Annotated in this window: 21 protein-coding genes and 1 pseudogene; 11 read left to right on the forward strand and 11 right to left on the reverse strand. The window is 61.5% G+C overall.

Translation table 11 applies throughout. The features are described from left to right. Positions 1-129 precede the first annotated feature (129 nt). A pseudogene (locus GJG85_RS34515) lies at positions 130-519 on the reverse strand (pyruvate dehydrogenase (acetyl-transferring), homodimeric type); the annotation flags it as partial. A 72-nt stretch (positions 520-591) separates the two neighbouring features. Further along, entirely contained in the window at positions 592-1608 is a 1017-nt protein-coding gene (locus tag GJG85_RS34520) for a 1-aminocyclopropane-1-carboxylate deaminase (protein ID WP_050014211.1), read from the reverse strand. Positions 1609-1778: 170 nt separating this feature from the next. Between GJG85_RS34520 and GJG85_RS34525 the strand changes: the two genes are divergently transcribed. Further along, positions 1779-2291, forward strand: a complete 513-nt coding sequence (locus GJG85_RS34525) for an Lrp/AsnC ligand binding domain-containing protein (RefSeq protein ID WP_124640009.1) — start codon at positions 1779-1781, stop codon at positions 2289-2291. A gap of 186 nt (positions 2292-2477) precedes the next feature. On the opposite strand, the gene GJG85_RS34530 is transcribed toward GJG85_RS34525, so the two are convergent. The 4 genes from GJG85_RS34530 to GJG85_RS34545 are packed head-to-tail and all read right to left on the reverse strand — an operon-like array spanning position 2478 to position 8053. Then, entirely contained in the window at positions 2478-3572 is a 1095-nt protein-coding gene (locus tag GJG85_RS34530; RefSeq protein WP_204384841.1) for a Rieske 2Fe-2S domain-containing protein, read from the reverse strand. A 24-nt stretch (positions 3573-3596) separates the two neighbouring features. Further along, positions 3597-5297 carry a tryptophan 7-halogenase gene (locus GJG85_RS34535; RefSeq protein WP_204384631.1) on the reverse strand — a complete coding sequence of 567 codons (1701 nt, stop codon included), beginning with the start codon at positions 5295-5297 and terminating at the stop codon, positions 3597-3599. A 54-nt stretch (positions 5298-5351) separates the two neighbouring features. Further along, on the reverse strand, positions 5352-6437 hold the full coding sequence (locus GJG85_RS34540; protein ID WP_050014208.1) for a monodechloroaminopyrrolnitrin synthase PrnB family protein: 1086 nt from the start codon (positions 6435-6437) through the stop codon (positions 5352-5354). Next, positions 6437-8053, reverse strand: coding sequence for a tryptophan halogenase family protein (locus GJG85_RS34545; protein WP_050014207.1), 1617 nt, complete (start codon positions 8051-8053; stop codon positions 6437-6439). The genes GJG85_RS34540 and GJG85_RS34545 overlap by 1 nt, the downstream gene beginning before the upstream one ends. Positions 8054-8847: 794 nt before the next feature. On the opposite strand from GJG85_RS34545, the gene GJG85_RS34550 reads away from it, so the two are divergent. Next, entirely contained in the window at positions 8848-9450 is a 603-nt protein-coding gene (locus GJG85_RS34550) for a LysE family transporter (protein WP_050014206.1), read from the forward strand. Between the two features lie 202 nt (positions 9451-9652). Next, positions 9653-9880, forward strand: a complete 228-nt coding sequence (locus tag GJG85_RS35170) for a hypothetical protein (protein WP_050014205.1) — start codon at positions 9653-9655, stop codon at positions 9878-9880. An 84-nt stretch (positions 9881-9964) separates the two neighbouring features. Here GJG85_RS35170 and GJG85_RS34560 read toward each other — a convergent pair whose 3' ends face one another. Next, the gene (locus tag GJG85_RS34560; protein ID WP_143328941.1) at positions 9965-10969 is read right to left on the reverse strand and encodes a hypothetical protein; all 1005 of its coding nucleotides are present in this window, start codon (positions 10967-10969) and stop codon (positions 9965-9967) included. Positions 10970-11559: 590 nt separating this feature from the next. Between GJG85_RS34560 and GJG85_RS34570 the strand changes: the two genes are divergently transcribed. Then, positions 11560-12072, forward strand: coding sequence for a hypothetical protein (locus GJG85_RS34570; RefSeq protein ID WP_050014203.1), 513 nt, complete (start codon positions 11560-11562; stop codon positions 12070-12072). A gap of 315 nt (positions 12073-12387) precedes the next feature. On the opposite strand, the gene GJG85_RS35175 is transcribed toward GJG85_RS34570, so the two are convergent. Beyond that, the gene (locus tag GJG85_RS35175) at positions 12388-13095 is read right to left on the reverse strand and encodes a hypothetical protein (RefSeq protein WP_239469022.1); all 708 of its coding nucleotides are present in this window, start codon (positions 13093-13095) and stop codon (positions 12388-12390) included. A 203-nt stretch (positions 13096-13298) separates the two neighbouring features. On the opposite strand from GJG85_RS35175, the gene rbsK reads away from it, so the two are divergent. From rbsK to GJG85_RS34590, 3 genes are read left to right on the forward strand one after another with little or no spacing between them, the layout of a single operon-like run. Beyond that, the gene (rbsK, locus tag GJG85_RS34580) at positions 13299-14225 is read left to right on the forward strand and encodes a ribokinase (RefSeq protein WP_050014202.1); all 927 of its coding nucleotides are present in this window, start codon (positions 13299-13301) and stop codon (positions 14223-14225) included. A gap of 40 nt (positions 14226-14265) precedes the next feature. Beyond that, positions 14266-15639 (forward strand): L-fucose:H+ symporter permease, encoded by a 1374-nt coding sequence (fucP, locus tag GJG85_RS34585; protein ID WP_050014201.1) that lies wholly within the window; start codon positions 14266-14268, stop codon positions 15637-15639. A gap of 2 nt (positions 15640-15641) precedes the next feature. Next, positions 15642-16694, forward strand: a complete 1053-nt coding sequence (locus GJG85_RS34590; protein ID WP_050014200.1) for an aldose 1-epimerase family protein — start codon at positions 15642-15644, stop codon at positions 16692-16694. A 31-nt stretch (positions 16695-16725) separates the two neighbouring features. Here GJG85_RS34590 and deoR read toward each other — a convergent pair whose 3' ends face one another. Further along, complete coding sequence (deoR, locus tag GJG85_RS34595) at positions 16726-17496, reverse strand: DNA-binding transcriptional repressor DeoR (RefSeq protein WP_050014199.1); 771 nt, start codon at positions 17494-17496, stop codon at positions 16726-16728. A gap of 146 nt (positions 17497-17642) precedes the next feature. Here deoR and deoC point away from each other — a divergent pair, with 146 nt between their 5' ends. Then, complete coding sequence (deoC, locus tag GJG85_RS34600; protein ID WP_050014198.1) at positions 17643-18323, forward strand: deoxyribose-phosphate aldolase; 681 nt, start codon at positions 17643-17645, stop codon at positions 18321-18323. A gap of 32 nt (positions 18324-18355) precedes the next feature. On the opposite strand, the gene GJG85_RS34605 is transcribed toward deoC, so the two are convergent. Together GJG85_RS34605 and GJG85_RS34610 are read right to left on the reverse strand one after the other, a co-directional pair. Continuing rightward, a complete protein-coding gene (locus GJG85_RS34605; protein WP_060733603.1) occupies positions 18356-19336 on the reverse strand; it encodes a hypothetical protein in 981 nt (326 codons plus the stop codon). 422 nt (positions 19337-19758) lie between these two features. Continuing rightward, positions 19759-22977, reverse strand: coding sequence for a YadA-like family protein (locus GJG85_RS34610; RefSeq protein WP_080334277.1), 3219 nt, complete (start codon positions 22975-22977; stop codon positions 19759-19761). A 266-nt stretch (positions 22978-23243) separates the two neighbouring features. On the opposite strand from GJG85_RS34610, the gene GJG85_RS34615 reads away from it, so the two are divergent. From GJG85_RS34615 to GJG85_RS34625, 3 genes are all read left to right on the forward strand, one after another. After that, positions 23244-23522 carry a hypothetical protein gene (locus GJG85_RS34615; protein ID WP_143328940.1) on the forward strand — a complete coding sequence of 93 codons (279 nt, stop codon included), beginning with the start codon at positions 23244-23246 and terminating at the stop codon, positions 23520-23522. Continuing rightward, entirely contained in the window at positions 23519-24430 is a 912-nt protein-coding gene (locus GJG85_RS34620) for an N-acyl homoserine lactonase (RefSeq protein ID WP_143328939.1), read from the forward strand. Before GJG85_RS34615 ends, GJG85_RS34620 begins: the two co-directional genes overlap by 4 nt. 684 nt (positions 24431-25114) lie before the next feature. Then, complete coding sequence (locus GJG85_RS34625) at positions 25115-25756, forward strand: response regulator transcription factor (protein ID WP_050014196.1); 642 nt, start codon at positions 25115-25117, stop codon at positions 25754-25756. Positions 25757-25886 lie beyond the last annotated feature (130 nt).

Genomic DNA, 25886 nt, shown 5'->3' on the forward strand with positions numbered 1-25886 from the left:
ACAAGGAAACCACGACCCTGAGCAGGACCTCCTTTGCCGTCCGCCCAAGGACGCGCCTTTCTTTTGGTTACTTTTCTTTGGAAGACAAAGAAAAGTGACCGCCGCCCCGCGCAGGGGCGACGCTAGCAGACCGATAGCAAACAAATCCGCGGCGGAAGCATAGCTTGCAATGTGCCCGCCCAGTTCACCCAGCGCACGGTTGGCGCGAACCACCATCGCGAGCGCGTTCCACCGTATCAACGCCGCGATCCGCCGCTCGAGGTGCAGATCGCCCGGATAGGCCGGCTGCTCGTCGGGCGCCACGGTATTGACGTACGGCGTGACCAGCGGCGGCCGCCACGCGACGCGACGGGTGTGTGCATGCGCCAACAACGAGTCGAGAAGATGGCGTGCACGTGCGTTGCCTTGATCGCCGCCCCACGCATGCAACACGCCATCGAGCGCGTCGCACCATTCCCTGAGTTCCTCCGGGTCGGGATCCGTCATCGTGCTGGTCGGAAGTCGATTCTGCATGTCCATACTTGGCGCCCCGAATTGGCGATATGCACGCCGCGTTCCGACTTCACTTGCAGTCGGAACGCGGCCAAAGCCTCAACCGTTCTTGAACAGGAAGCTGTATGCGTTCAATGCGGGGACACCGCCGAGGTGCGCATACAAGACCCGGGACCCTTCCGGAAACTCGCCGCGGCGCACCCTATCGATCATTCCGTGCATCGACTTGCCTTCATAAACCGGGTCGGTCAGCATTCCCTCGGTCTTCGCGCACAGTCGAATCGCTTCGAGCGTCCCTTCCGACGGCAGGCCGTATTCAGGGCCGCCGTAGCGCGTATCGAGCACCACGTCCGCGTCCTCGATCGGCCGCTCGAGTTCCACGAGATCGGCGGTCTGGCGTGCGATGCGAAGAATCTGCTCGCGCGTCTGCTCGGGTTTGGCCGACGCATCGATACCGATCACGCGATCCGCGCGTCCATCCGCCGCGAACCCGACGACCATGCCGGCCTGCGTGCTTCCGGTCACCGAACACACGACGATGTAGTCGAACTTGAATCCGAGTTCAGCTTCCTGGGCGCGCACTTCCTCCGCGAAACCGACGAACCCGAGGCCGCCAAGCCGATGCTCGGAACAACCGGCGGGGATCGGATACGGCTTCCCGCCCGCGTTGCGGACACTCTCCAGCGCCTCTTCCCAACTCGGGCGAATGCCGATGTCGAAGCCGTCGCTGACCAGCCGAACGTCGGCGCCCATCATGCGGGACATCTGAATGTTGCCGACGCGGTCATACACAGCATCCGAGTAGTTGACCCAGTTTTCTTGAACCAGCACGCATTTCAGGCCAAGATGAGCCGCGACTGCCGCGACCTGACGCGTCTGGTTCGACTGGATGCCGCCAATCGATACCAGCGTGTCGGCGCCGCTCGCCAGCACGTCCGGCACGATGTACTCGAGCTTGCGGGTCTTGTTGCCGCCGAACGCCAGGCCGCTGTTGCAGTCTTCGCGTTTTGCATAGAGCTGCACTTTGCCGCCCAGCGCCTTGCCGAGGCGCGGCAACTCATGAATGGGGGTGGGTCCGAAGGTCAGCTTGTGGCGGGGAAAGCGATCGAGGTTCACGGAGGTTCTCCGAAAGATGGGCGGTGGGTTCGGACGCCTGTCGTCAGGGCGACCGGGCATGAAGAAATTCTAGTGAAATACCCTCGAAACGTGGTTGCAAACATATTTCCTCCTCCGTGCTTTGAAATACAATTTTCCCCATCCCGACGAACGCAAATTTTTTCGAATCGATGAAATCGACAACAAAATTTCTCGACAAATCGCGCCCGGCGGACGCGAGCCACGTCGAACTTGACCGTACGGACAAAGCGATCCTGCGCGCCCTTCAGAAGGACGCATCGATCTCGAACGTCGCGCTGGCGGCGAAGGTGAATTTGAGTGCGCCGGCCTGTTTGCGCCGCGTCGAACGGCTCAAGAGCCTCGGTTTGATCCGAGGAATCGTCGCGTTGCTCAACGCGCCTGCCCTCGACGCGGGCATGGTCGTCATCATCGGGGTCGTGCTGGATCGATCGACCCCCGAATCCTTTGCCGCGTTTGAAAAAGCGGCACAGAACGTATCCGGCTGCATGGAATGCCATGTGGTGACCGGCGAGTTCGACTACTTCATGATGCTGCGCACCCGCGACAGCGAAAGCTTCAACCGGCTCCATGCCGAGCAACTGCTTTATCTGCCCGGCGTGCGTCAGATTCGGACTTTCATGGTGCTCAAGCAGGTTTTTTCTTCGACGCAGATCGCCATATAGCGGCTGAGACAGGCGGGCCCTTTCCTGTGCACGCTGGAACGCACCGGCGACAATCGCGCGGAAGCGGATCCGGCCGACTCGCGGCACGCGAAGGCGACACGCGGTCGCTCAGTGCGCCGCGGTTCGCGAGCGCCGGACGAAGCGGCGCGACCGACACCGGGCCGGCCAGCGCCGCCGACTCATGCGTTACCGCTCGCTCGAGCCGACGCGGTCGACCCACCCGCGGTAGAACGCGCGGTACTTGAGCACGAGCTTGTCGTACTTGCTGTAAGCGCCGCCGCCGTCCGGCTTCATCCCGTTCCAGATCTTGACGTCGTACCCCGCGGCCTGCCGGGTCTGGAGCCCGAACAGCACGTAGTCGGTCGCGCGGCGCAGGACGCCGCCCACCTTCTTGATCGAGATCAACATGTGCATGACGTTCTTGCCGTCGCTCACCGGCGTCACGCACTGGAGCAGCTTGTACTTGACGTCTCCGTCCAGCGCGACGGTCATCACGCACCCGCCGGGGTAGCCGTCGAAGTGCAGGTTCATCTGCGACATGTTCAGGCCCAGCGCGCGCGACAGCATGCCGAGGGGCCCGAAGTACCGGTTTACGGTGAAGTCGATCCCGGCGCCGAACCACGCGCCCGCCCGCGCCAGCGACTCGACCTCCGGCCACGCGCGCCAGTCGTCGAAGAGCTTGAGCTCGAAGGCCGAGACCGGGAGCGCGTGGACGGGCGTCGCGTGCTGCGCGTCGTAGAAGTTCTCGACGATCCGCAAGACCGCCGTCGTCGTCTCGAACGCGAAGTGCAGGTGCATGAAGTCGCCGTTGTCGACGTCGGCCGCGGCGATCTCGGGCAGCGGGTGCAGCGGCTGCGGGGAGCCGTACCAGATCCACACGTAACCGTACCGTTCCACGGTGACCCACGTCGGCTGGCGCGCCCCGCGCGGCACCGGCTCCAGCCGGTGCACCGCCGCGCTGTGGCCGGGAATATGCACGCACTGGCCGTGCTCGTCGTACCGCCAGTGGTGAAACGGGCACTGGATGCACCCATCCTTGATCTGCCCGTCGGCCAGGTTCGCGCCAAGATGCGCGCAGTGGCGGTCCATCACCACGGCCCGGCCCGTCGTGCCGCGCCACGCGACGCACGGGCGGCCGAACAGCGTCAACGCGGTCGGCTTGTCCTTGAGGTCGTCCGAGCGCATCGCGACGTACCAGCTCGCGGCCACGCGCGTGGTCGCGTCATACGCCGCCGACGGATGCTCGCTGGCGCGCACTTGATTCAATTGAACGTCGTCTATCATTTTCATTCCGGGGTCGGTCGACTACTTCAGCGCCAGGCCGATGCGGGTCGTGACGTACGCCCTGAGCAGCGCGAACATCGGGTTGTAGTCGAAGTACCGCTTCACCTCCGCCGGCGCGCTGGTCTGCGTCCAGTGCAGCAGCTTCATCGCCGGCAGCAGGCTGTACTTCGAGTTGTTGAGCTGCGGTTTGGCGCCGGTGATGCAGTATCCGAAGCCGAACATCGGCTTCGCGAATTCGCGTTCGTCGATGAGGGCGTGAATCCGCGCCGCGGCCTCCCCGGCCGGCTTCAGCCCCGCGCTCACGGCCTCGACCTCGGCTTTGGCGTCGTTGAACAACTGGTAGTACCCCTCCATGTCCGCGCACAGGTACCCGAGGTACGGGGGATCGTCGTCGAGATGATCGAGGGCGCGCTCGTCGCGCGACGCGCGGAACCTCGCGTGCGCCTGCACGAGCCGGAACTGCCCGAGGATCGTGCCGACCGCCCACAGCCGGTGGAACGCGTCCCACAGGCGGAAGTCCGAGAACGCCGTGTAGCAGCAGCTGATGAAGTCGTCGTTGTGGTCCAGCAGCTTCTGCTGCAGGCGCTCGATGTACTCGAAGCGTTCGGGGGAGAAGTCGTCGTCGCGCAGCGCCTTGATCAGGCGTGCCGCGAGCGCGTGGATAGTCACCGCGGTGTTCTCGAGCCCGCGGGAGAACAGCGGATCGATGAACCCGTTCGCGTGCAGCATCAGGCAGTAGCGGTCGCCGACGCACGCGCGCGACGAGAACTGCAGGCGGTCGGTCTTGACCCAGTCGCGCACCGGCACGGCATCCCGGAACTGCGCCGCGATGCTCGGGAACCGCGCGAGGAATTCGTCGAATTCCTGCTGCGCGGAGATGTCCGTTTTCGGGTAGACACGCGGATCGAGCTGCAGGCCGACGCTCACCAGGTTGTTGGTCGATCGCGGGTGGTTGTTGAACGGGATCACCCAGAGCCAGCCGCCCTCGAACATGTGGTGCAGGGTCCCCTCGTGCCAACGCCAGCGCTGCCCCTTGACCTTGAAGATGTCGTCGAACGGCTTGACCCCGAGCATGTGCGTGTAGAGGCTGCGCGAGTGTGTCTTGAAACGGCACGGCTCTTCGCGCAGCCCGAACTTCGTCGCGAGCGGCGCGCGCGGCCCGCCGCAGTCGATCATGTAGCGGCCGGTGAAGCGTTCGCCCTGGGCGGTGGCCACCGCGACGCCGTCCTGGTCGGCGTGGTATTCGGTCACGCTCGTCTTCTGGCGAACCGTGCAGCCGTACTTGATGGCGGCTTGCAACAGGTACGCGTCGACGTCCTGCCGGTAATAGTGGCTCTCCGGCCCCCATGGCAGCTCGGGAATCACGCACTGCGTGAACTCCTTCGGGTCGTGCTCCTCGCCGGGCTTGTGGAACACGAAGCCGAAGTTGCGCTTGATGCCCGTGCTCGACGCGACGTAACGCTGCGTCGCATAGAACGACGTGATGTGGTCGAGCTCCGGAATGCCGTAGCGATCGGCGATGATGCGGTTCATCAGCGACGTCTCGGGGATCGACGATTCGCCGATCGTGAAGCGCGGATGCGACGATTCCTCGATGATCAACACGCGAAACCGTTGCTTGGCCAGGATGGCCCCCATCTGGGTGCCCGACATGCCCGAGCCGAGAATGATCACGTCGTAGTGGTTGCTGTCGCGCCCGTTCGCGGGGCTCTGCTGAGTCATGGGGCAAACTCTCCTGGTGAGATGGAACACATGGCCGCCGCCCGCGTCGCGCCGTCAGCGCGCGTCGAGCGCGGCGCGAACGCGTGACCGTGCCGCGCGCGTGAGCGTGAGCAGATCGCCGAGCATGCTCGGTGCGTACCCGCCGCTGCCGATCGTGGGGCCGCTTCGCCCGACTTCGTACGCACGCTCGGCCAATTTGCCGTGCGGCGCGCGAAAACGCAGCAGGACCTCGAATACGCGGTCGAGGGCCGCCAACCCGGCCTCGACCGGCTCGCCGCGCGCACGGGCCGCTTGCGCTTCGCCGAGCACGCGGTCGACGAGCGCCGGCCGCCCGGCGAACCGCGCGTAGATCGCCCTGAACGCGGGAAGCACGTAGGGCAGGTACGTCTCCTTGAACTCCAGATAAGCCTCGTGGTCCGATCGCGCCCCCCACAACACGTGCTCCAGCACGAAAAGGGGCATTTCGACCGCACCAGGGCCGAGGTAGTTCTGACAGCCAACTCGAATCGGTTCGTAGTACGGACGAAGCTCGTCGTAGAACACCTGCAGCGAGATGAAGCGATACGCGTAGACGATCGAGTCGACCATTTTCTGCAGATAGTCCGCCAGCGCGTCGCACCCTTGCGCGAACGCGGGCGAACGCAGCGGCACGTCGGTCAGCTCGACGGTCAACGCGATGGCCGCCTCGAGCGCGGCCATCGAGATGCGCACGCTCTCGAGCAGGTGCGCTTCGTCGCGCAGCCCCGTGTAGCTGCGCTGCGCGTCGGCCGCCGCGGGGTTCCAGACCGTCACGTGCAACAGCGTCTCGCGCGGCGGCAGGCCGGTCGCGCGCGCCAGGTCGAGCAACACCGGCTCGAGCCCGGGCACCGCATCCACGGGCTCGTGTCCGTGCCGCTTGAGCGATCCCAGAAAGAACCCGATGTCGCGCATCGCGGCGGCGGCTTCGACGAAGCCCCAGCCCGAGGGCACGCCGCGCGCCGGGAGGAACTCGCGCAACAGCCCGACGATGCCCGGCACATCCTGTCGACGGTTCAGGCCCGGCAGCCGCAGGACGAGCGCGCGCGCCTGCAGCGGGTCGCAGGCCGCCACGGCAGCGTGCGTGGCCGCGATCGCGCGTACCCGGTCCGGGGCGCGGTCCACTACAGGATCTCCGGCGTCGCGAGCGTCGGCCCGGGCTGGCTGCGGGACAGTCCCGCATCGCCCGCGCGCAGCGAGCGCAGGTAATCGTAGTTCGTCGGCAGGGTCGCTCGCAGACGCTCCGCCTCGCGCCGGATCCGCGCGAACATCGCCTCGGCCTTGTCGATCGACTCCGGCCGGTGCCGCAAGAGCGGCAGCGACTGGTCGGGCAGCAGTCCCAGGCCGGCAAAAATGCAGTAGTAGTTTCCGTTCAACCAGAAGTTCTTGAATTCGTAATCGAAGGTGTCGTAGTACGTGGAATCGTCGAACGACGTGGTGGTCAGCGGCAGCCCCGCCTTGTAGCGTTCGACCTTCTCCTTGATCGCGTCCGACAGCCGCAGGTCGTGCCGGTTCGCGCGCCAGAACGCGGTGTCGTCGCGCGACGTGGTGAAATAGTGCGCCTGCACGAAATCCCGGCAGTCATCGAACATGTAGACGATTTCGGCGTTGAATGCGTCGGCCAACCGCGGGTCGAACGACGTATCGGGGAAGTGCTTCACGAGCTGGTAAAGCGCCGCGTAGATGAAGTAGATGCCCGTCGATTCCAGCGGCTCCAGAAAGCACGACGACAGCCCGATCGCGACGCAGTTGTTGACCCACGCGCGCCGGTTGCGCCCGACCCGGAACTTGATCTGGTTGAGCGGCTGCTTGTCCGAGAGCCCCCAAAGGTCGAGGAAGTCGGCGGTGGCCTGATCGCGCGACGTGAACTTGCTCGAGAACACATAGCCGCTGCCGAACCGGCCGAGCATCGGGATCTTCCAGGTCCACCCCGAGTTCATCGCGATCGCCGACGTGTACGGCTCGATCCCGTCGCGCGCGTCGTCGGCGGGCACGGCGCTGGCGACCGCGCTGTCGCACAGCAGGTGGTCTGACATGTCGATGAAGGGCTCCTTCAGCGCCTGGTTGATCAGGAGCCCGCGCATGCCGGAGCAGTCGATGAACAGGTCCGCTTCCAGCGTGCGCCCTTCCTTGGTGGACAGGCTGGCGATGTAGCCGCGATCGTTCAGGTGAACCTGCTCGACCTCGTCGACCACGCGCTTCACCCCGCGTTCGGTGGCCCAGCGCTTCAGGAAGTCGGCCACCAGGTGCGCATCGAAGTGCCACGCGTGGGACATCTGGCGGGTGCCGTCGGCCAGGCACGGCGCCAGCTTCGCGTCGAGCGCGTCGGTCTGCGGATAGCACGCGTATTCCATCGGCTGCTGGAAGCCGTGTTCGCGCTTGCGCAGCCAGTAGTGGGTCAGCGGCACGCCGTCGCAGTTCGGCACGTTGCCGAACAAATGGTAGAAGTGATCGCCGCGCGAACCATCGGGCGACTTCCGCCAGTTCACGAACCTGATCGCGGATTTGAACGCGCCGTTCACCTGGGGCATCCACTCCCGCTCCGGTATCCCGAGGAAGTCGAAGAACACCTTCTGCAAACTCGGGATGGTCGCCTCGCCCACGCCGATCCGGGGGATCGCCGCGGATTCGACGAGCGTGATGTTCGCGTGGTGCTGGAGCGCCCGGACGAGGTACGACGCGGACATCCAGCCCGCCGTGCCGCCGCCCACGATGACGATATTCTTGATCGGATTACTCATGAACGCTTCCCATGGGATTTGAAACCTGAATGGATAGTGTCGCCTTGTCGAATTGAACCAGCCACTCGTCCGGTAACGCGTAATGACGCGCCCGGTCCATCACGACAAATGACACCGAAAAGGCATAGTGAATCGCAGCGAAGTCAGGCGACAACGCGAAGCCTCCATCGCACGCGGAGGCACACCACGGAATGGATTCTGCTTCGACAAATTGAATTTACGATACGGTGATTGCCATTAGTGCATTTACAAATTCAGTCAACCTAATTGTTTCCGGGATCGTCGTACCTTGTGCTTGACTGTCCGACACACAATAGCAGCGTTCATGATGGCACATCTCGAAAAATTTCATATCAATCCCCGGCTGTCCAGAGAAATTCTAAATACCTGAAAATATCGACCAAATACCTCACAACGACCGATTCAATTTTTTCGAAACAACAAAATTAATTTTTTCATTTTGCGCGCATGACTCAAGAATCATTTCTTCAAAAAATATGAGAAATGACAGACGCAATTCACATGAAAGAAACAAATAATTCACCACTTCAAATATAAAGCTTCCGACCTTTTCGCATTTCGACGATCGTGATCTCGACCCAAAAATAATCCGACTCGTCGGCAGAGAAATTCGTCATCATGTGCCCGGGCGGACACGAAGGCCATGCGATGAAAACGGGCAAGCTCACGGAAGCGCAGATCGAACGGTCTGTGCATGAAGGTCAACCGCTATTTCAGCGGCGCGCCGCTTCGGCCGGACGCGAACCGCGACACTGACGAATCGAGGAGGCCGCGTGCCGATCCAGGAAGCGTTGCTGAAAATGTCGATGTACGTCTCGCTGGTGCTGATCGTGCCGGGGCCGACCAATACGCTGCTGCTGTCGTCCGGGTTGAAGGTCGGCCTGCGCGGCACGTGGCCGCTGGTCGTCGCGGAGGCGCTCGGCTATGCGATCGCGATTGCCGTATGGGGGTTCTTTCTGTCCACGTTCGCTGCCGGCCGGCCCTGGCTGTATGACGTGGTCAAGCTCGCGAGTTCCGTCTACATCTTTTTCCTCGCGCTCAGGATGTGGACGCATAGCCGCGTGCTGCAGGACGTATCGGTCGCGCCGGTGCGCTTTCGCGACGTGTTCGTCGCGACGATGATGAACCCGAAGGCGCTGCTGTTCTCGAGCACGCTGTTTCCGCTGGAGGCGTTCAGGTCCGCACACTATTTCGCGTGGGCGCTCGTCGTATTTCTGGTCGTGCTCGCGCCGATCGGGGTGGGCTGGTCGTCCCTCGGCGGGCTCCTCACTTCGCAACGCGCGTGGGCCGCCCGTACGTCGACGCTGCTGCGCGGCGCGTCGCTCGTGCTGTTGATGTTCTCCGGCACGCTCGTGTACTCGGTCGTGAACCGCTGACTGGCGCGGGCGTTCCCGCGAACGCCCGCGGACGCCTCGGCCACATCGCCATCCCTGCCGCACGAGCGTCGTGTCCCTCTGCGTAAATCTGCGGACCAGATAACGGTATGAGAATTTCTTGGTTCTTGGATGCGTTCCACATCCCGAAAATACAGGCTCCCACAACTGCGTGGCCTCCGTGCATGTCGCCCCGACACTGCGCATGCTCGTCGCGCGCAATCCGGACTGGAAGGACTATGCGACGCCGCTACCGACCGACCTGATTTCGTCACCGGCGGGTGCTCGACCTGCACGCGAAGCTCAAGGCAATTTGTGGCTGGCCGAACATCAGGAACTGCCCGCGATTCGCACAGAGCTGATCTTTGAGCCTCCGCGTCGTGCCGATGTCGACGCGATAGCGACCGAGCGTTCAGACATCAAGAGCGGCTGAAACAGCTTTACCCGAAGAAGCCCGGGACGGCCCTTACGTCGCTCGCCAAGGATTGAAAACACGTGGAAGTGGACCATGTGTCAGCTAATTCTCACGCACAAAGGTCAAGTCCTTGCCGGGAATAATCAATATCTTTCCTGACGCAGGAATACGAATCACCCATCGATTCCCCAACGAGTTAAGGACTTCGACGCTTTTTACGAGGGAGGGACCTTTCTCCTCACATCGAAGCTTGGGTGTGGCAGCAGATATACGAATGGTATTGCACAGATCATTGCCAACCAATAGGTCTACCGGTGTCTTCTCAGCAATACCAACCGCGTTTGCGATAAATCGAGGCACCGGCGGCCCAAGCAATAGACTTATCTCGAGTACCAGCATGACGCCGATACTTAACTGTGCGCCCACATCCCGGAGCCCAATAGCCACCTGTGCCCCTCCCAACATGACAACGACGAAGACGGTGATCAGAAACCAAAAATTGCTATGATGGCCAGGCGAACTCGCCCAGAGCAAGTTCAAGGTTACCAGCGAGGATACCGTCGTGAATATGCCTAAAACAACCGACACGAAAAATGTCCATCGACTCTCCAATGCCTCCACACCCCACACGCGCGGACATGACACAAGGAAAATAACGGACCATATGAACCCGATTACAGCAACACCTACGCAAATAGCTGCGTGAGGCTCAGCACGCTGAGGAAAGTAGGCGAGCGCAGCCACCCCGGAGATCGTCAACGCTTGTGTGCAGAAAAATCTGGTGACGAGGTGGTTAATCGCCTCGCGTCGACGTCTTAGGGACACGAGTTCTGCCGGCCTAATCCCAAGCATGTAATAGACCCACGCCGGTACAGACAGCGAAATTATGAGCACCGCCAGAAGAAGTCCACCGGTCAAGCCCGCTTGTACGGCTACAAGGGCTCCCTGAGCGAAAGAAATATCCGGCGTGAACTCGAGCGTTCCAAAATATACGGTTAAGCAGATGATTCCAAACGCTGATGCAACCGGCACAATGGCACTGATTGTTTTCTGTAACCCATGTTGCCGTAGCATCTGTGCGAAGCTACCGATGTTCGATTCCAACATTCGCCTCCAACGCAGAACGAAAAATTGAAGTCTCTGGATAAGGTCGCTGAAAATCTAGCGAACGTCCATGCGCGGATTTCGTGTCTATCGGCGCAAAGGTAGACTCCCGTAGCTCGTAAAAGTGATCAAGCGCTCGGGACATGAAATTTACCATGTCAACTCGCATCGTCACATTCGACCACGGCGCGGGGGCGACGCGCTATCCAAAGCTCGACCAACTCTATTTGGACGAGGTGCAGTTGTACTGCGACAACGGCCCGTGTAGTCCTGTCCATGACCTCAGGATTCGCGCGCTACTACGCAACATGCTGGTCGCTCACATTGCGCAGTTGAACCAGCCCGCAGGTGGCGCGACAATGAGCGCCGCCAGTTCAGCTGACCGCGGCCGTTGGTCGGACGTATCCTCAGCGCCACCGAAGGCAGCGTCTCGGTCTCGACCGAAATGAACGTGCCAGCCGGCAGCGCGCAATGGTTCAACCAGACACCATGCGGCGCGGCGTTCCGGGCGGCGACCACCGCGTATCGCATGATGCGCTACGTAACAGTGCCGCCATCGCGCAACATGGATCCGTATTCGCCGTGGTGACGTTATGGCGAGCGTGGTGTCGGGTGGCAATCGGGTCGCTGCCGCGTTGCGCGAGTTCGCTACGAAACGCGATACGTCCGACATGCTCGAAGTCGGCTTCATGGACGGCGCGACCGAGGCCGACGGCATGCAGGTCCCCGTTCGTCGCGTGGATCAAGGAGTTCCCACGGATTCGGTCTATGTAACGACGGTCTTGTCGGGCGTGTCGCAGCAGTATGTCGCCCTGCTCGCCGACGGCATCGACAACGTGTCACCGGCGCGCACCCAGCTCTCGGCGCCGTCAATCGCCATTCAGGCGTCGAACGACATCAGCATAACGGCGGGCGGCGCACTGACGAACTCGGCGCGGGCGATTGCCCTCGACCGGGACGTAATGCAAGGCGAAGAGCCGAATGGTGACGCGGCCAGCATGGCGGGACCGCCCACCATGCGGCAGGACGTGATGGCGGCCAGCAAGAACGGTCACGACCACACGCACCGTGATTCACAGCGCAGCACGACGAGCCAGCCCCTATGAATTGCACTGATCCTGTGCCGTCTGCCTGCATCGCGATATGCCTACCGCGCCCCGACGCCTCTAGTTTACTTTCTGAGGTGGATGCAAATGCAGCCGATCTACAACGCGACGAACGACCTGCTCCGCAGTCATCTTTGCGTCGCGAGCGTCTTCCGGTCGTAGATCTGGCGGTCCGCCAGGAAACTCGGAGAGCATTCGACCAGCATGTATCCGTTGCCTTGCTCGAATTAATGTGTCCGCGCGAAGCTTGGTTGTCGGATGGAGAATTGCAGTCTTCCCGCCTGCCGCAGCGCTGGATACGAGGTCGTCGATGCGTCAGCTTGTCGTCGGACCGTCGAAACTCTTCGAACCCATCGTTCCCAAATTGAGCGAACGTGCATGCTTCACTACAAACGTCAGCGCGCCTTCAACGAGTGCGGCCGACAAAACCGTTGCTGCGAGGGACGAATTTTGCGTGCTAGCTTGCCGGAACTCAGCAACCATTTGAGTCCACCACAGACGGAATGCCGCATAGCCCAGCATTCCAAGCTCCATTGCGAATACCTCCAGCGGTTCTGCCGCTTTGGGGCGCCCATCTGTACGGCGATCGATGACATTCTTCACAATGAGAAAGGCATTCGGCGCATCCGGAAACACGCGCCGGCCGATCTCGATCATGTCGCCCGAGAGGAAGCCGTACCGCCCTCTTTCCAGCGCGCTCCACAGAGCGTCGTCGAGGGACATCAGTCCGACTGACATCGCGTCGCCGAGTTGGAATTTCATGTAGCCGATGCACCATTCAATGAACGTCTGCTGGACAACGGTCATCGGGCGTTTCACTTTGCAATCTCCGTCGCCGCGCCCGCGTATCGAAGGCCATTGGAATACCGGATCTGCCGGTGTCGGCCGCAACCCCTTCTCGACTTCCAGTCCGACGCCGCCCCTGCTGGGCTGCGCGCATGCGGCATGAGAAATTCCCAAAAAATCATGCATTACATCGTACCGCTGCGCAGCGAAATGCGAAGTACGGCCTTTTTTGCACATCGTCGCTCCGCTCTCCCGATTGCAAATTTTTTGTATGCCGACAGCGGCGTGGGCCCGTCTCGGGCGCGCTCCGCCGCCCCCAAAGTGACCCTCCTAACATCATAGGATTGCATTTTCACACTTCATGTGATTTTATTATCACTTGCCATGACCCGCCGCCGCCCACGCGCGCGGTCGCACCCCATACCAAGGAAGAGACCCAGATGGAGACAATCGCCGTCATCGGCAGCAACATGGTCGACCTCGTGACCTACGTCGCGCGCATGCCCGCCCGGGGCGAAACGCTCGAGGCGCCGAACTTCGAGCTCGGCTGCGGCGGCAAGGGCGCGAACCAGGCCGTCGCGGCCGCACGCCTCGGCGCGCGCGTCGTGATGGTCACCAAGGTCGGCGACGACGTGTTCGCCGACAACACGATTCGCAACTTCGAGCGCGAAGGGATCGACACCACGCACGTGCGCAAGGTCGCCGGCGTGCCGAGCGGCGTCGCGCCGATCTTCGTCGAGCCCGATTCGAGCAACAGCATCCTGATCGTCAAGGGCGCGAACCGCCACCTGCGGCCGGCCGACGTCGACGCGGCCGCGCCGATGCTCGCCGAATGCGCGCTGATCGTGCTGCAGCTCGAGATCGAACTCGACACCGTCTATCACGCGATCGAATTCGGCGCGCGGCACGGCATTCCCGTGTTGCTGAACCCCGCGCCTGCCGTCGCCGATCTCGATTTCGAACGCATCCGTTCCGTCGAATTCTTCGTGCCGAACGAAACCGAGCTCGCGATCGTGTCGGGCATGCCGGTCGATTCGCGCGAGAGCGCTACGCGCGCCGCCCAAGCGCTGGTCGCACGCGGGCTCCAGCACGTGCTCGTCACGCTCGGCAGCAACGGTTCGCTGCTGGTGTCGCGCGACGGCGTGCACCACGTGCCGGGCGTCCCCGTCGACCCACGCGACACGACGGGCGCCGGCGACGCCTATATCGGCTGCTTCGCACGCTGCTACGCGGCGTCGCGCGACACGGTCGACGCGATGCGTTACGCGTCCGCGTACGCCGCGCATTCGGTCACGGGCTTCGGCACGCAGAAGTCGTACGCCGACGCCGCGACGTTCGAGCGCTTCCTCCGCGACGCCGGCTTCTGACCGGCGCCTTCATCGACGAGACATTGGGAAGGAGACACCCATGAGCCGGACCCCGATCGAACACACGCCTGACGGCTATTACCTGAATCGCACGCCGCTCTTCGCGTTCACGCTGCTGTGCTGCCTGTTCGCGCTGTGGGGCACCGCCGCGAACCTGAACGACGTGCTGATCGCGCAGTTCAAGAAATCGTTCTTCCTGTCCGATTTCGAATCGGCGTTCGTGCAGTCCGCGTTCTATCTCGGCTACTTCTTCCTCGCGATTCCGGCCGCGACCGTCGTGAAGAAGTTCAGCTACAAGACGACGATCCTGGTCGGCCTGCTGCTCTACACGACCGGCTGCCTGCTGTTCTTCCCGGCCGCGTCGATGGCGAAGTACGGGATGTTCCTCGTCGCGCTGTTCGTGATCGCCGCCGGCCTGTCGTTTCTCGAAACGGCGTCCAACTCGTATTCGACGCTGATGGGCCCGCGCGACACCAGCACGCGGCGGCTGAACATCTCGCAGACGTTCTATCCGTTCGGCGCGATGGCCGGCGTCTACATGGGCAGCTTCCTGATCTTCAAGGAAGGCGACGCGTCGCATGCGCAGCTCGCGGCGATGTCCGCCGCCGACGCGCACACGCACCAGCTCGCGATGATCCAGGCCACGCTCGAGCCGTACAAATGGCTGATCGTCGTGCTCGTCGCCGTGTTCATCGTGTTCGCGCTCACGCCGTATCCGGCCTGCAAGGGCAACGGCGCGAGTACGGTCACGCACCGGATCGACGCGCGCGGCACGCTCGCGCGGCTGTTCGGCAACCGGCGCTTCGTCGCGGGCGTCGTCGCGCAATTTCTGTATGTGGGCGCGCAGGTCGGCGTGTGGAGCTTCACGATCCGGCTCGCGATGCAGATCGGCGGCCTCACCGAGCGCGGCGCATCGCGCTACCTGCTCGCGACGTTCTTCACGTTCTTCGTCGGCAAGCTGGTCGCGACGCTCGTGATGAAACGCGTCGGCCCGGCCAAGGTGCTGATCGTGTACGGCATCCTGTGCATCGCGCTGCTCGCGTACACGATCAGCGTACACAACATCACCGCCGTGTATGCGGCCGTGTGCGTGAGCATCTTCCTCGGCCCGTGCTGGCCGACGATCTACGGGCTGACGATTGACGGCCTCGGCAAGGACACCGAATACGGCGGCTCGATCCTCGTGATGAGCATCGTCGGCGGCGCGGTCGTGCCGCTGATCCAGGGGCTGATCTCCGATCACACCGGCGGCAACATGCAGCTCGCGTTCGTCGTGCCGCTGCTGTGCTTCGTCGTGATCGTGTACTACGGCTTCTACTGCCTGCGTCACCTGCCGGCAGCGACGCCCGACGCTGCGACCGACGGTCATGCGTCCGCGCGCTACGCCGCGACGCGCAACACGTCGGGAGCCTGACCGTGCGCGGCGAGATCGAACTGCGGCGCGACGACTTCCGCGAAGCGCCGCGCACGCTGTACCGCACGGACAGCCTCACCGTCACCGCGTTCGCGTATCCGTCCGGCGTCGAGGCGCTGAAGCTCGAGAACCGCCGCGGTCATCTGGTCGTGCTGCCGTATCTCGGTCAGATGATCTGGGCCGCCGAATTCGACGGCCGCGACCTGACGATGAAGCACATGTTCCGGCAGCCGAAGCGCGCGGCGTCGATCATCGATACCTACGGCTGCTTCATGTTCCATAGCGGGTTGCTGCGCAACGGCTGCCCGGGGCCGGACGACACGCACGCGCTGCACGGCGAGATGCCCTGCGCGCCGATGGACCGCGCGAGCCTCGTCGTCGGCATGGAGGCGCGCGGCGCGACGGTCGAAGTGACCGGCGAATACGAATACGTGCAAGGCTTCGGCAGCCACTACGTCGCGCGGCCGTCGGTGCGGCTGGCCGAGCACGAGGCGCGGATGACGATCGCGATGGACGTGACGAACCTCGGCGGCGCGCCGATGGACCTGATGTACATGGCCCACCTGAACTACGCATACGTGCCGGGCGGCCGCTTCGTGCAGTCGCTGCCGCGCGGCGGCATGCGGCTGCGCGACAGCGTGCCCGCGCACGTGAAGCCCACCGCCGCATGGCGCGACTACACGGCCATGCTCGCGCACGAACCGGCCCGGCTCGCGACGCTCGATGCGCCCGCGCTGTACGACCCCGAGATCGTGTTCTTCATGAACGACGTGGCAACGGACGCCGACGGCGTCGCGCATTTCCGGCTCGCGCATCCGGACGGCGGCGCGTTCCACACCGCGTATCGCCCCGCGCAATTCCCGCATGCGACGCGCTGGATCCTGCACAACGCGGATCAGCAGGTGGCCGCGTTCGCGTTGCCGTCGACCTGCGAGCCGGAGGGTTACGAAGCGGAACGCCGCAAGGGCCACGTCGCGGCGCTGGCGCCCGGCGCATCGCGCCGCTTCGAGGTGCTTACCGGCTACCTCAGCGCGGCGGAAGCGCGCGATGCGTGACGTGCTGAAAAGCGCGATGCACGGCGCCGCATCAGGTCACGAGCGCAATCCCGTGCTCGCGGATCGCCGTTTCGTAGCGGCGGCTCAGTTGCCCGTCGGAGATCACGTAGTTGAAATCGGTCAATTCGGCGAAATAGGCTGCGCGCACTTCGTCGAACTTCGTGTGGTCGACCAGCAGGAAGCGGTTCTGCGCGCGCGCCATCACCTGCTTCTTCGCATCGACTTCGTGGAAGTTGAAGCACGTGACGCCGCAGCGTTCGCTCACGCCGGCCGCCGAGATGAACGCCTTCGACACGCGTACCGAATCGAGAATGCCCGTTTCGGCGACCGATTCGAACACCATGTTCTGCCGGTGATACGCGCCGCCGCACAGGATCACGTTGCAATGCGGCTTCTGCTGCAGCTTCGCGAACACGTTCAGCGAATTGCAGACCGCGGTGAATTCGAGGTCGTCGGCAATGAAGTCGACGATGAACGGCGTGGTCGACCCGCAGTCGACGAAGATCGTGTCGCCGGTCGTCACGAACTGCGCGGCCAGCTTGCCGATGCGGCGCTTTTCCTCGGTCTGCCGGTTGTTCTCGGCACTGATCAGATATTCGCCGATGTCGCTGCGCTGCGCGGCGAAATGGCGCGTCACGTAGCCGCCGATCAGGCTGAGGCCGTGGGGGTTGTCCGCGAGATCGCGGCGGATCGTCATTTCGGACACGCCGAACAGCTCGGCGACTTCCCTCAGATGAATCGCGTTCTGCCCTTGCAGCACGTTCATCAATGTCTTGATCCGTTCGCCCTTCTTTGTTTCCATGCCTGTATCCTGCGGGCCCGCCGCGTGAGTCGCTCGTCGTGCCGGGCGCGCGGGCCCGGCCGGAATGTCGTATTTGTAACAAACCGATGTGAAAACATCAACTTTCCGTGTGCCCTTTCCGCACACGATCCGTGGAGTCCTGACACATGCCGCTTTCCAACGCCCAACTCGCCCAAACCATCGATCACACGCTGCTCGCGCCCGACGCGAGCGACGCGCAGATCCGCGAACTCTGCCGCCAGGCGGCCGAGCATCGCTTTTACTCGGTCTGCGTGAATTCGGCGAACGTGCCGCTCGCCGCGCGCGAGCTGGTCGATACCGGCGTGCTCGTCTGCGCCGTGGTCGGCTTCCCGCTCGGCGCGGGGCTGTCCGCCGCGAAGGCGTTCGAAGCCACCGCCGCGATCGCGGCGGGCGCCGGCGAGATCGACATGGTGATCAACATCGGCGCGCTGAAAAGCGGCCGCACCGACGACGTGAAGGCCGACATCGACGCCGTGCATCGCGCATGCGGCACGGTGCCGCTCAAGGTGATCCTCGAAACCGGGCTGCTGACCGACGATGAAAAAGTGCGCGTGTGCGAGATGTGCCGCGATCTCGGCGTCGCGTTCGTGAAGACGTCGACCGGGTTCGGCCACGGCGGCGCGACGCTCGCCGACGTCGCGCTGATGCGCCGCACGGTCGGGCCAGCGCTCGGCGTGAAGGCGTCGGGTGGCGTGCGCGACCGCGCGGCCGCGCTCGCGATGCTCGAAGCCGGCGCGACGCGGCTCGGGACGAGTTCGGGGGTGGCGATCGTGACCGATCAGGGAGCGAGCGCGTCGGGGTATTGAGCAGGCGCCGCCTCTCACACACCCTGAGCAGTTCAATATCCCGCGGGAGGGATCGGTGGAACCAGCGAAATCGGATCAACCGACGGATGCGCAATTTGCGGAGGCACGACCATCTGATCATTTTCGTCATAGACGAACGTCGCCTCGTCTGACCGCGATGACGGAAGCGTTATCCGGATGACGGGTACGATGCGCTTCGAGGCTTGCTGGTAATCCACCTGGTCACCTTGAGCGCCTTTGAGTCCATTGGCGCGACCTGCAAGATAGAAAAATGCCATGATCGGCAGCTTCTCAGGGATATCTTGCTCCCATGTAGCTAAACGCAACTCATTTTGCTCGTGCATGGATTCTTCGGCAATCAACGCCATTGCATCAATGCTGGCTTTGAAAATCGCGGCGCTCGCTGGGGCACCGTGATGTACGTCGAAGCCGCATTGGTGTGCGTGCTTATTACCATTTGTGTTGTTGTAGTGTGACAGCCATTCCGAAGCAGTTGAAATGCCTCGCGCCTGACATGGACCGCTGTCACTCGGAAATGAGTTATCCGCACCGCATCCGTTGCCCACTCGATTTTCAGTGTTGGCGTCGATTGGGAATGAGCATAGAACTTCCGGCTCGACGACATTCGGCTTTATATTATACCTATAAGGAACGAAAATTAACCCATTACTGTACCCATAAGCCAGTTTGCTGAACTTCGAATCTTTTCGCAGATAGGAGAATGAGACGCCTCCGCTCGAAACGGAAGCAGGACTCGGGTTCCATGAGTGGTACTGAGACGAATGCACGGTCCCGCGAAGCATTACCCCGGAACAGCGAAACGCCGGGTTCGTCGCTCTACCGCAATCTGGAGCCAGATTATTGTAATTGTCCGTGAGCTGTTGCGCGACCTTGTTGCCGGCGACTCCGACAAGCGCGACCGAGCCATCTTCGCCCGAGTATGCATGGGCGAGTGATATTCCAGCGAGCGAAGACACCATTGTCATCAAGATAAAAAGCCATTTGTATTTCATTTTCCACTTTTCTTAAAATGGATATAATCCATGATACATGCCGAATTTTCATCTTCGGCACTCTTGCTTTTAATATGATTGAGCAGACGAGCTCCATCATCTCGCCCGGGCGCCAATGGAATGAACGCTCCGCGACATGGATATGTCGAAATGGCAAATAATCGGAAATGGTGTCGAACAGGCGCCATGGCGCCGTCAACTTTCCCGACGAAATGGGCAGCCCGATAGCGTCATTGCTTACGGGAGTGAATGATGCGTTTCCGCGATTCTCGCTTGCGACGGCTTCGGCGCGCGGTAACCGCCCGCGGCCACTATCTCGTCGCTCCATGGCTGCTGGTCCTGCCGCATATTGCCAACAGGACCAGCCTCAGCGATGAGGTGTGCTAATCACGACCAGCAACGCAACGCGTGACTCCGGTTGCTTACCACACGAAACCGGCGCCGACGCCGCCCGCCACGGTTCCTCGTGTGTTCGTCGAACCGGAAGCCTTGATGATCCACCGCCCAGCGTAAGTGGACAGACCCACCGCAAGAGCAGACTGGCCGGCGTACGTGCCGCCGCCCACTGCGACGACGCTCTTTCCGGGCGCCGGCGCTTGCGGCAGCGACGCAATGGCCACGGCTGACGCGGTGCCTCCATTTGCATCCGCACGATCGTGTTCGATCTGCGATCGCAAGCCGCCCACCGATTCGTTGAGCTGCTGGACGTTGACGGCATCCGTCGGTGCGACGCCGGCCGACACGTTGGTCAGCGTGCGCGTCATGCCCGTGGCGCTGTTGCCGAACGAGACGGCGTTGTCCGCGTCAGCCACGGAACCTGCACCAATTGCAACGCTGTTATTGCCCCAAGCCGTCGCGCCCTGGCCGACCACGGTGCTGTTCTCGCCGTGAGCGGATGCAGCTTGCCCGATCGCCGTGCTATTGATTGCACGTGCATCCGCCCCGGCGCCGATCGCTGTCGCGCCCGACGCTTGCTGCGCCGAATTCGCGCCGATTGCCGTGGTGTCGCCGGCATCGCTGTCGATAACGGAGCCTGAGCCGGCCCCGACGTCGTTAACGTCCCGGCGCAGATTGGCCATCGTCATGACCCGACCATCACCGCGCGGATTGCCGGCATCGGTTTCGATCTTGCTGACGCGATCGTCCATCGCGCCCATTCGGTTTTCGAAGTCGCTTTGCAGCGACGACAACTGGCCATAGTTCACCGCGTCGTATCGGCGCTTGCCATCGGCAACGTTGGTCAGCATCACCGGCGCTGCCGACGGGCCGCCCAGCGTCACCGAGCCATAGTTCGGATTGCCGTGCGAGTCGAGATCGTAGCGCAGCGCCAGCGAATCCGTGGCGCCATACGCCGCAGCCGCCTGCACCGCCTCCGATACCGTCCCGTACTGGTGACCGTGCACTTCAATCGAATGAATGGCCACGTGGCCGCTTCCATCGACCGTCGTGTCGCCGCCGATCGCGTTCGCAAGACTCGCCGCCGCGCCGTGCAACTGCGCCACGTTCACCGCGTCGGTACCCTGCGTACCCGCCGCAACGTTCACGATCTGGCGCTCGCTTCCGGCATTGCCCACTGAAACGGTATTGGCTCGACTCGCCTGGGAACCCGCCCCCAGTGCCACGGCGCCGTTCGCCCCTTTTTCCACGAAGGCTTTCGCGCCGAGCGCCATCGCATCGGTCACGTTTCGGGCAACGCTCGCCCCCGTGCCCAGCGCAATGCCATTCGTCGCGCCCACCACGGCCTCGGCGCCACTGCCGATCGCAATCGAGCTCTCACCGATCGCCTGCACATTGTTATTGCCGACAGCGATCGCGCTCTCGCCGTTCGCCCGCGCCTGGGAACCGATTGCAAGGGCGCTGGCACCATTCGTCGTCACATGCGAGCCGATCGCCACCGAGTACGGCTGCTCGGCACCGGTTTGCGCCATATTGCCGATCGCCACGGAGTTGTCCGAGTTCGCGATGGTACGCATGCCAATGGCAATCGTGTCTGCGCCCGACGCAACCGACCCGACACCGATTGCAGCCGAGGTCATACTCGCCGGATCGCCATCGGCAATACTCGCCGCGTTCGGCAGGCTACCGTCAGCACCCTGGCCGTCGATCAGCACGAAATTCGACAAACGTTGCTCGTCGATGGCAGAGGGATCGGCAACCAGCAAGTTGCGCCGCGATGCCAGATCGGACGAGAGCTTGTCGGTACGGCTCGACACCTTTCCGATCGCATCAGTCAGCTGATTCAAGTTGACCGCGTCGGTACCTCTCGTACCCGCTGCGAGGTTCGAAATGCGGCGCTCGCGCCCCACGTCGCCCACCGACACTTGGTTTGCTTCCAGTGCGACGGAGTTGATACCGATCGCAACCGAATTGACTCCGGTCACGCGCGAACCCGCACCCAAAGCGATCGAGCCATTCGCTATCGCATTTGCACCGGCGCCAACCGCAACGGCATTCGTTCCCGTCGCAATCGCGTCTACACCTTGAGGCTTGATCTGGATGGCCTTCATCGCAAGGCTGACGTCAGCCAGCTCATCCCGTATCGGCTGCGTCGCAGCGGTCAATTGCCCCACATTGACCGCATCGGTATCCGCACTGCCTGCCGCGACGTTCTTCAATGTCGTGCCATGCTCGCCACGCAGCGTTATCGTGCTGCCGGCGGCATCGTCGTACGCCACCGCGTTCCGACCGATACCGCCGCCACTGTCCGCGGCTGCCGCGATCGCGTCGCCGACGTTACCGTAGGTTTTGTCACCGACGCGATACTTCGGCGCCGTCACGTTACCTCCCGCGTCCACCGTCGAACCGCCCCCAAGTGCCGTCGCGACGCTCTGTGACGCACGGTGCAATTGCGAACCGTTTATCGCTTCCATACTCGTCGCGCTGACCGTGCCGGCCGCCACGCTCTTCAGTGTCGTGCCCTTCGCGCCAAGCGTGACCGAACGCTTTGCGGAATCGTCATAAACGACCGCATTCGGATCCGTACCGCTATCGGCGGCTGCCGCAATCGCATCCGCGACGTTGTCGAAAGATTTGCTGCCCACTCGATATGTCGGCGTCGTTACGTGGCCGTTGGTGTCGATGTTCACGCCAAGCACGTTCGCCACCCTCGAAAGCTGGTTGACGTTGACTGCATCACCGGCGTGCGCGCCGTTCTTGACGTTGGAGATTCTAGAACCCGAAACGCTGATTCCCGCCCTGGACGACAACACAAGCCGGTTGCCGACAATGGTCGCGCCTTCGGCATCGACGATTATCCGATTCGACTTGAACGGATCGTCACCATAAAACAGCCCGGCCGATCTACTTCCCGCCCATACTCCCGACCACAAATATGTGTCGGCCCCATTTCCGGAGGTAAGATAAGAAAAATACCGGCCCGCCATCTGGGAAAAATGAGCCCCGCGCACACCCCTATAATTTGAATTATCCCATCTAGCGCAATTTTCAAATAGCACACCGCTATTGATGCAGTTGCTGGCCACCGGGGTTTCATATCCAATGTATGGATTATGCGCATACGCAGCAGAAGAAAACAGGACGCCACACCCGCCGCCAGCGACCGTCGCGAGAACGACGGAAACCTTATACAGCTCGCGCGCCCCCACATGCAACACCGTGCCTGAAACAAATTTACGTCGCATACTAATCAATTCCAATAGTTACAACACAAACCGACAACCATCAAAACAATTCGCCAGAATTTTAAAATCGGTTGCGTTGGCAGCAGAATACCGGCATCTGGAGAGCAGCCTCAATACATAGTCGGCGCGCTGTTGTAATTTCGGAAATTTCTCCAGTTCCAGAATTATCTAGCAGCGTTTCGAAACGAACACGCTTATCGTCCCGGTCGTGCGGTTGCATATATCCAGTTGGCGTTGCCCCTCCGCGCCGCGTAACGACGGATTCGATGCATAGCATCCTTGGAGCACCGAATGTCGGTGTTTCGGCGGTTGGTAACCGAGGCATCGTGGAAGATCGATGCTCACGGGCATGCACGCCGATCTCTCTTTCCAAGCGTTGTGCAACGCGCGCCCCGTGGTTTGCCGTCAGCGCCGCAGGGCGAGAGTCGACACGACAACTCCTGAAACACCCGAACGATACGGAGGATTTTATCGAACAGAAAAATGGCGATGAAAATCGCAACAAGGGTGCCGCCAGCCAATTTCCACCAACAGCATCACCATGAATCATTTATTCAAACTTTTCTTATCTTCAATAGCAATCATTTTTCTCAACCAAACCGTGGCTGCACAAAACATCGCCGCTCAGGCGGAAGCAAAAGTTATCGACTACGTCGGACCTATTGCGATCAGCCAGCTATACGATTGGTATTACAAAACTCCCAAAAGCTGCGGCGGTCAGTCTCGGCCAGCTTTCCTGTGTAGCGGAGTGATGTTGCGCGCCACCGTGGAAAGTCCCGCTTTCCGGCCGTGGAACCCAAGCCCGGCCTCCGAAGCGAGTGGCGGCGTCTCTTTCTCCTGGATCAGAGCCGACAGTAATTTTTCAAAGCTTGTTTTCGGTTATAAAAATGGATTCATACTATACCCCGGATATAGCGCGCTTCAAGGCAAAGACAGCATCATGGTTCTCTGTGCTTATTCAATGGATGGCGGCACCGACCAGCGCCCTGGGAATGGTTGCGGCGCGTCCGCCAATTACCCTGCCGAGAGCCGCCCCTGCATCGAGCAGGGAATCACAGATGCTCAAAAGTGGATAGAACATTTTGATTCGCTAAAGATAAAATACATCGATCAATGCGGCTGGGATGTCACCAAAGGACACTCTGGCACCGCAGATCATTTTTATCAAAGCATTCTGGCGAGGCAAAAGATGCTTTCGCCATGGTGGGACATCCAAAACGAGTTGCGCGTGGCTACATGGAAGCAAAACAATGGTAAAAAACTTCCGATTCATTCGTTTTTCTACATAGCCGGCGACAACCAGGCCCTAACCAATGCAAAAATCGATCAAAAAACCTTCTATCAGGAATATGGAATTGTAGTTCCGGTGATTGCGATAACTCTTCCAACATCGCAAGGCAAGGAAGCTTCTTTTTCCTATCAACGCAGCGATCAATCTCCGGAAGTTTTGTAACTGAATTGGGGGCTTTGACCCCCAAGCTCGGCATGATGTTCGCCCTGGTCGATACCGTCCGTAACGTGAAGACGTGCCATGTCATCCGATGCGGAATCCATGCTCCGACGTCACTCCAGTGTGGTCCGCACGATACCGGACCCGCCGATTATGCCGGACCGCTTCAATCCTGAGCGGCGCCCTCTCCATGCACGACGGCAGCAATCAGAGACGCACTCAGCAGCAGAAATTCCTGCACTGTATACCCGAGCTTCCGCGCCGCCGACTCGATATGTCGGTAATCACTGGAATCCACCTCCACGATCACTGCCTTACCGTCCACCCAAGCGCTTCTCATTCCTCCTCCTTGCATCCGACTTCTCGTATCTACTCGGCTTCATCCTCGATGCCATTTACAACGTTGCCCGGTACCGAAACACCCCAAAAAAGAGCCGTGACGATCAGCATTCTAATTACCACTATACTCACCAAAAAACCGCCCAAAAAATTTACTAGTAGAAGACAAAGACAAATACAAACCTGAGAAATCCAGATAAGACTATAAGGCAAAGCGTCCATTTTACACATCAGCCAATGCTTATTTTCAATCCAGGCACGTAGGCGCATTCTGGTTTTATTCTTTGATGAGCATAAGCGGTCTATCACTTGCTAAACTTTGCCGAAATTAATTTTGGGGATTCTGAAATGGCTTGGCGCGTTGTGCTCGCAGACGACCATCCCATCATGTTGCTCGGTTGCCGTCTTCTGATTGAGCAGAATGGCATGGAGGTCGTGGGGGAGGCGCGCGACTCGAGCGAGTTGATGTCCATCCTGGCTCACGTCGCCTGCGATATCGTCATCACGGATTTCTCGATGCCCAACACCGGACGCGCCGATGGACTTGCAATGCTGTCGACCCTTCGACGGGATCACGGCGCCTTACCCGTCATCGTGCTCACGAATATGGCGAATGCCGGTTTGTTGCGTGCAATGTTGAACGAAGGCGTACTGGGCATCGTGGAAAAGGGCGCGGAAAAAAGCGAACTGTTCGCTGCCGTTCGCACTGCGCTGCGAGGTGCGATCTACATCAGTGCCAGACTGCAGCGCGAATTGACGAAACTCGGACTGACCGAGATGGAAAGCCAGCGGGCCGCGAATTTGACGCCCCGCGAGTTGGAGGTGCTGCGCCTTCTTGCCAGCGGCAAATCGCCGACGGAAGTCGGCCAGATACTGCATCGGACCATCAAGACCGTCAGCTGGGCGAAGACATCGGCAAAGCGCAAGCTCGGCCTCAAAAGCGATGCCGAACTGTACGAGTATGTCGTCAATCTCGGACTCATTGGCTGATGCCGCTTGCCCGGCCGCGATGGCGGTTGGACGTGGCAGACGGCCCCGGTTCAAGCGTCATGCCCGCCGGAACGATTCGGTTCACGCCCCCATCAACTGAAATGTGCGCGCCGCATCGGCGGCAGCATCG

The organism is Burkholderia sp. MS389 (genome assembly GCF_016899425.1).
GTDB classification, from domain to species: Bacteria; Pseudomonadota; Gammaproteobacteria; order Burkholderiales; family Burkholderiaceae; genus Burkholderia; species Burkholderia sola.

Bases quoted from the DNA above. Each gene is read 5' to 3' on its own strand.
- GJG85_RS34525 (WP_124640009.1), top strand. From the start codon at position 1,779: ATGAAATCGACAACAAAATTTCTCGACAAATCGCGCCCGGCGGACGCG.
- GJG85_RS34535 (WP_204384631.1), bottom strand. From the start codon at position 5,297: ATGACTCAGCAGAGCCCCGCGAACGGGCGCGACAGCAACCACTACGAC.
- GJG85_RS34545 (WP_050014207.1), bottom strand. From the start codon at position 8,053: ATGAGTAATCCGATCAAGAATATCGTCATCGTGGGCGGCGGCACGGCG.
- GJG85_RS35170 (WP_050014205.1), top strand. From the start codon at position 9,653: ATGCTCGTCGCGCGCAATCCGGACTGGAAGGACTATGCGACGCCGCTA.
- GJG85_RS34560 (WP_143328941.1), bottom strand. From the start codon at position 10,969: ATGTTGGAATCGAACATCGGTAGCTTCGCACAGATGCTACGGCAACAT.
- GJG85_RS34570 (WP_050014203.1), top strand. From the start codon at position 11,560: ATGGCGAGCGTGGTGTCGGGTGGCAATCGGGTCGCTGCCGCGTTGCGC.
- GJG85_RS35175 (WP_239469022.1), bottom strand. From the start codon at position 13,095: ATGTGCAAAAAAGGCCGTACTTCGCATTTCGCTGCGCAGCGGTACGAT.
- rbsK (WP_050014202.1), top strand. From the start codon at position 13,299: ATGGAGACAATCGCCGTCATCGGCAGCAACATGGTCGACCTCGTGACC.
- fucP (WP_050014201.1), top strand. From the start codon at position 14,266: ATGAGCCGGACCCCGATCGAACACACGCCTGACGGCTATTACCTGAAT.
- deoR (WP_050014199.1), bottom strand. From the start codon at position 17,496: ATGGAAACAAAGAAGGGCGAACGGATCAAGACATTGATGAACGTGCTG.
- deoC (WP_050014198.1), top strand. From the start codon at position 17,643: ATGCCGCTTTCCAACGCCCAACTCGCCCAAACCATCGATCACACGCTG.
- GJG85_RS34605 (WP_060733603.1), bottom strand. From the start codon at position 19,336: ATGAAATACAAATGGCTTTTTATCTTGATGACAATGGTGTCTTCGCTC.
- GJG85_RS34610 (WP_080334277.1), bottom strand. From the start codon at position 22,977: ATGCGACGTAAATTTGTTTCAGGCACGGTGTTGCATGTGGGGGCGCGC.
- GJG85_RS34615 (WP_143328940.1), top strand. From the start codon at position 23,244: ATGCATAGCATCCTTGGAGCACCGAATGTCGGTGTTTCGGCGGTTGGT.
- GJG85_RS34620 (WP_143328939.1), top strand. From the start codon at position 23,519: ATGAATCATTTATTCAAACTTTTCTTATCTTCAATAGCAATCATTTTT.
- GJG85_RS34625 (WP_050014196.1), top strand. From the start codon at position 25,115: ATGGCTTGGCGCGTTGTGCTCGCAGACGACCATCCCATCATGTTGCTC.